Raw genomic sequence first — 4,277 nt, 5'->3', positions numbered from 1 at the left:
TCAGCCTCCATCTCTGCTGCATGTGCCGCCGTCTTCGCGAGCAGGCTCGCTCCCACAGGGGTCTGCGCAAACTTCAGGTCTGTCCGAACACTTGCGAAGGTCGCCGCAGCAATGGATCAAACGGATTGATCCTCGGCCCGATCAACGCCGCTTCGCGCTTGAGCATGTCCACCACCGTCGGCAGGCGATCCGGTCCCAGGCGATCGCTTACCGTCGCCACGCTCAACGCCGCCACCGCCCGCCCCTCACGATCGAGAATCGGCACCGCCACCCCGGCCATGCCCTGCAGCACACCGGTGTTGCGCCCGGCGTAGCCGAGCTTGCGCACGTTCTCGACTTCCGAACGCAGGAACACCTCGTCGTACAGATGGAAATCCTTGAGCCGCGGCAAGTTGTAGTGAATCACCGTGTCGCGTTCCTCCTCCGGCAGAAACGCCAGAATCGCCAGGCTACCCTGCCCCACACCCAGTGCCACTCGGCCACCGATATCACCGGTGAAGGTGCGGATCGGAAACGGTCCTTCACTGCGGTCCAGGCAAATCGCATCGAAGCCGCTACGCGCCAGCAGGAACAGCGAATCGCCCAACGACGCTGACAGCCGCAGCAATGCCGGGCGCACCAGTTCGCGCAGGTTGCCGCTGTTGCCTGCGCGGGCAGCCAGGGCGAAAAAATCCAGGCTCAGCCGATAGCGTTTGCTGCGCGCATCCTGTTCGACCATGCCCTCGTCCATCAGGCTGCGCAGCAAGCGGTGAGTGGTCGGTTGCGACAAGCCGATGTGCTGCGCCAGTTGCGTCACGCGTTCGCCGCCTTCGACGGTATCGCCCAGCGCCCGCAACACCGCAAACAGCCTTGAGACAGCGCCCACACCGACTTCATTTTTGTTTTCATTCCGCTCAATGGAATATGACATGAGTTTTCTCGCTATTTAATTTACTCACCGAATGAAACTGAAAATAGTGGTCGATTCAGTGAAATAGGCCATTGAGCCCATCCTAGTCTTCGTCCTAATCTGCGTCCATACAGGGGCGATTCGAACAACAACGGCAGCCGACTCAAGTCGAGCGCCAACGCACCCCGGCAACACCCTTTCGTATCTGCCCATACAAAAAAGCGCGCCTTCGGGCGACGCATAACAATCTCAGGTGGAGGCGCAGTCATGGCTTTTGTGCAACTTGAAAAACTCGGCAAACGCTACGGTGAAATCGACGCCGTGGTCGCCACCGACCTCTCGGTGGAGAAAGGCGAATTCGTTTCCCTGCTCGGACCCTCCGGATGCGGTAAAACCACCACCCTGCAAATGATCGCCGGCTTCGTCGAAGTCACCAGCGGGCGCATCGTGCTCGACGGTCGCGACATCACCCACGCCAAACCCGCCAGCCGTGGCCTGGGCGTGGTATTCCAGAGCTACGCGCTGTTCCCGCACATGACCGTCAAGGACAACGTCGCCTTCGGCCTGCGCATGCGCAAGGTGCCAAATGCCGAGCTCCAGCAGCGAGTCGAGCGAGTGCTGAAACTGGTACGCCTGCACCAGCACGCCGAGCGTTACCCACGGGAGCTTTCCGGCGGCCAGCGTCAGCGTGTTGCCCTGGCCCGGGCGCTGGTGATCCAGCCGCCGGTGTTGTTGCTCGATGAGCCGCTGTCCAACCTCGACGCCAACCTGCGCGAAGAGATGCAGTTCGAAATCCGCCGCATCCAGCGTGAAGTCGGCATCACCACGCTGATGGTCACCCACGACCAGTCCGAAGCACTGTCCATCAGCGACCGCGTGGTGGTGATGCAGGCCGGGCGCATCACCCAGATCGACGCGCCTTACACCCTCTACGAACACCCGCGCACCGAATTTATTTCCGGATTCGTCGGCAAGGCCAATCTGCTGCCCGGTGAACGCGACAGCGCTGGCGTGGTTCAGGTGTGCAGCCGTGGCGATGGCGAGCTGACTCTGAGCCTGCGTCCGGAAAAAATCGATCTGCGCGACGCAGGCCACGGGCGTCTGCAAGGCAAGGTCAGCAGCCGCTTCTTTCTTGGCAGTCAATGGCTGTACGGCGTGTCGACGACCCTGGGCGAGCTGTGCGTGGTGCGCCGCAACGACGGCTCGGCGCCGCTGAATGAAGGCACGGCGGTGGGTCTGGATTGGGACACGGCGCTTTTGCGGGTGCTGACTGCCGACGAGGTGACGGCATGAGTACGCTCGCCGCCATCCGCCAGGGGCGCCAGGGTTACTGGCTGTCGGCACCGGCCCTGGCCTTGTACCTCGGGCTGTTGGTGATCCCGCTGGCGCTGACCCTGGTGTTGTCGTTCAACGTTTTCGACTACAGCTCGGGGATCAACGGGGACGCCTACACCGTTGACCACTACGGCAGTCTGTTGGGCGATCCGTATTTCTACGAGATCTTTCTGCGAACCCTGTGGATCAGCGCACTGACCACTCTGCTTTGCGTGCTGATCGGCGTGCCCGAGGCCTACATCCTCAGCCGTATGGGTACCCCGTGGCGCTCGATTTTCCTGATCCTGATCCTCACCCCGCTGCTGATTTCGGTGGTGGTGCGCGCCTTCGGCTGGAGCCTGCTGCTCGGCGCCGACGGCCTGGTCAACCAGACCCTGCAAGCCTTCGGCGGCTCGCCGATGAAGCTGCTCTACACGCCGTTCGCGGTGGTGATTGCGCTGGTTCACGTGATGCTGCCGTTCATGATCATCCCGGTCTGGACCTCGCTGCAAAAACTTGACCCGGCCGCCGAACACGCCGCGCTGTCACTGGGCGCCAGCCATTTCACGGTGATTCGCAAAGTGGTGTTGCCTCAAGTCATGCCCGGCATCTTGTCCGGCACCTTGATCGTGTTCGGCCTTGCCGCCAGCTCCTTCGCCATTCCCGGCCTGCTCGGCGGACGCCGCCTGAAGATGGTCGCCACGCTGATCTACGACCAGTACCTGTCGGAACTCAACTGGCCAATGGGCGCGGCGATCGCCGTGGCCCTGCTGCTCATCAACCTGCTGATCATGCTGTCGTGGAATCGCATGATCGAAGGCCGCTACAAGAAGTCATTGGGATAATTCGTCATGTCCAGGAACGGTCCTCTCGCCCTGCTGTTTCACACCCTGATGGTATTGTTCATGCTCGCACCGCTGGTGGTGGTGTGCCTGGTGGCCTTCACCCCGGAGAACACCCTGAGCCTGCCGACCACGGAGTTTTCCCTGCGCTGGTTCCGGGCTGTGTTCGAACGCGCCGACTTTGTCGATGCGTTCTACAACAGCCTGATCCTGGCGTTCAGTGCGGCCTCGCTGGCGACGCTGATTGCGGTGCCAGCGGCGCTGGCGATCACCCGCTTCGAGTTTCCCGGCCGGGACTTTCTCAACGGGCTGTTTCTGTCACCGATCATCATTCCGCACCTGGTACTGGGGGTGGCGTTGCTGCGTTTGTTTGCGCTGATGGGGGTCAACGGCAGCTTCGCCTGGCTGATCTTCGCCCATGTGCTGGTGATCACTCCGTATGTACTGCGGTTGGTGCTGGCCTCGGCCATTGGTCTGGACCGCAGCGCCGAACACGCCGCGCAATCCTTGGGTGCCGGGCGCTTCACGCTGTTCCGCCAGATCACCTTGCCGATGATTCTGCCGGGGGTCGCCGGCGGGTGGTTGCTGGCGTTCATCAACAGTTTCGACGAGGTCACCCTGTCGATCTTCGTCACCTCGCCGGCCACCCAAACCTTGCCGGTGCGCATGTACGTCTACGCCACCGAATCCATCGATCCGATGATGGCGGCGGTGTCGGCGCTGGTCATTGCGCTGACCGCGCTGACCATGATTCTGCTCGACCGGGTCTATGGCCTGGATCGGGTTCTGGTGGGCAAACAATGAGGGCGCCATGGCTCTGCTGAAACGACTGGCCGAAGGCGATCGCCCGGCCCTGGACTTTACCCTCGACGGCCAACCGGCCAGCGGCCTGCTCGGCGACACCGTGCTGACGGCAGTACTGACCTTAAGCGAACACCTGCGCGGCAGCGACTTCAGCGCCGAACCCCGCGCCGGTTTCTGCCTGATGGGCGCCTGCCAGGACTGTTGGGTGCGGCTGGGCGATGGTCGCCGGGTGCGTGCGTGTTCGACCTTGCTTGAAGCCGGGCAGCACATCAACCGCGAACCAGGACGAGTGATATGAACACCCATTCCATCTGCAGAAACCCAATCCCCTGTGGGAGCGAGCCTGCTCGCGAAAACAGTCTGTCAGCCTCCATCTCTGGTGCATCTGCCGCCGTCTTCGCGAGCAAGCCCGCTCCCACAGGGGATCT

General features: G+C 62.3%; 5 protein-coding genes. 4 read left to right on the top strand and 1 reads right to left on the bottom strand.

Annotation, left to right across the window (positions count from 1 at the left end; genetic code table 11):
• Positions 1 to 73: 73 nt before the first annotated feature.
• Positions 74 to 910 carry an IclR family transcriptional regulator gene (locus ACW9HW_RS29185; protein WP_457402781.1) on the bottom strand — a complete coding sequence of 279 codons (837 nt, stop codon included), beginning with the start codon at positions 908 to 910 and terminating at the stop codon, positions 74 to 76.
• A 246-nt stretch (positions 911 to 1,156) separates the two neighbouring features.
• On the opposite strand from ACW9HW_RS29185, the gene ACW9HW_RS29180 reads away from it, so the two are divergent.
• Genes ACW9HW_RS29180 through ACW9HW_RS29165 form a run of 4 tightly spaced genes read left to right on the top strand, consistent with a single transcriptional unit; the run spans position 1,157 to position 4,147 of the window.
• Positions 1,157 to 2,182 (top strand): ABC transporter ATP-binding protein, encoded by a 1,026-nt coding sequence (locus tag ACW9HW_RS29180; RefSeq protein WP_457402779.1) that lies wholly within the window; start codon positions 1,157 to 1,159, stop codon positions 2,180 to 2,182.
• Positions 2,179 to 3,048, top strand: coding sequence for an ABC transporter permease (locus tag ACW9HW_RS29175; protein WP_137806664.1), 870 nt, complete (start codon positions 2,179 to 2,181; stop codon positions 3,046 to 3,048). The genes ACW9HW_RS29180 and ACW9HW_RS29175 overlap by 4 nt, the downstream gene beginning before the upstream one ends.
• Positions 3,049 to 3,054: 6 nt before the next feature.
• Positions 3,055 to 3,849, top strand: a complete 795-nt coding sequence (locus tag ACW9HW_RS29170) for an ABC transporter permease (protein WP_457402777.1) — start codon at positions 3,055 to 3,057, stop codon at positions 3,847 to 3,849.
• Positions 3,850 to 3,856: 7 nt separating this feature from the next.
• Positions 3,857 to 4,147, top strand: coding sequence for a (2Fe-2S)-binding protein (locus tag ACW9HW_RS29165; protein WP_095192769.1), 291 nt, complete (start codon positions 3,857 to 3,859; stop codon positions 4,145 to 4,147).
• Positions 4,148 to 4,277 lie beyond the last annotated feature (130 nt).

Source organism: Pseudomonas sp. SDO5532_S415, assembly GCF_054071155.1.
The sequence above is the reverse complement of the archived record's forward strand: the minus strand, read 5'-3'. Positions and strand labels throughout refer to the sequence as shown.

Excerpts from the sequence above, each read along its gene's own strand:
- ACW9HW_RS29185 (WP_457402781.1), bottom strand. The coding sequence starts at position 910 with ATGTCATATTCCATTGAGCGGAATGAAAACAAAAATGAAGTCGGTGTG.
- ACW9HW_RS29180 (WP_457402779.1), top strand. The coding sequence starts at position 1,157 with ATGGCTTTTGTGCAACTTGAAAAACTCGGCAAACGCTACGGTGAAATC.
- ACW9HW_RS29175 (WP_137806664.1), top strand. The coding sequence starts at position 2,179 with ATGAGTACGCTCGCCGCCATCCGCCAGGGGCGCCAGGGTTACTGGCTG.
- ACW9HW_RS29170 (WP_457402777.1), top strand. The coding sequence starts at position 3,055 with ATGTCCAGGAACGGTCCTCTCGCCCTGCTGTTTCACACCCTGATGGTA.
- ACW9HW_RS29165 (WP_095192769.1), top strand. The coding sequence starts at position 3,857 with ATGGCTCTGCTGAAACGACTGGCCGAAGGCGATCGCCCGGCCCTGGAC.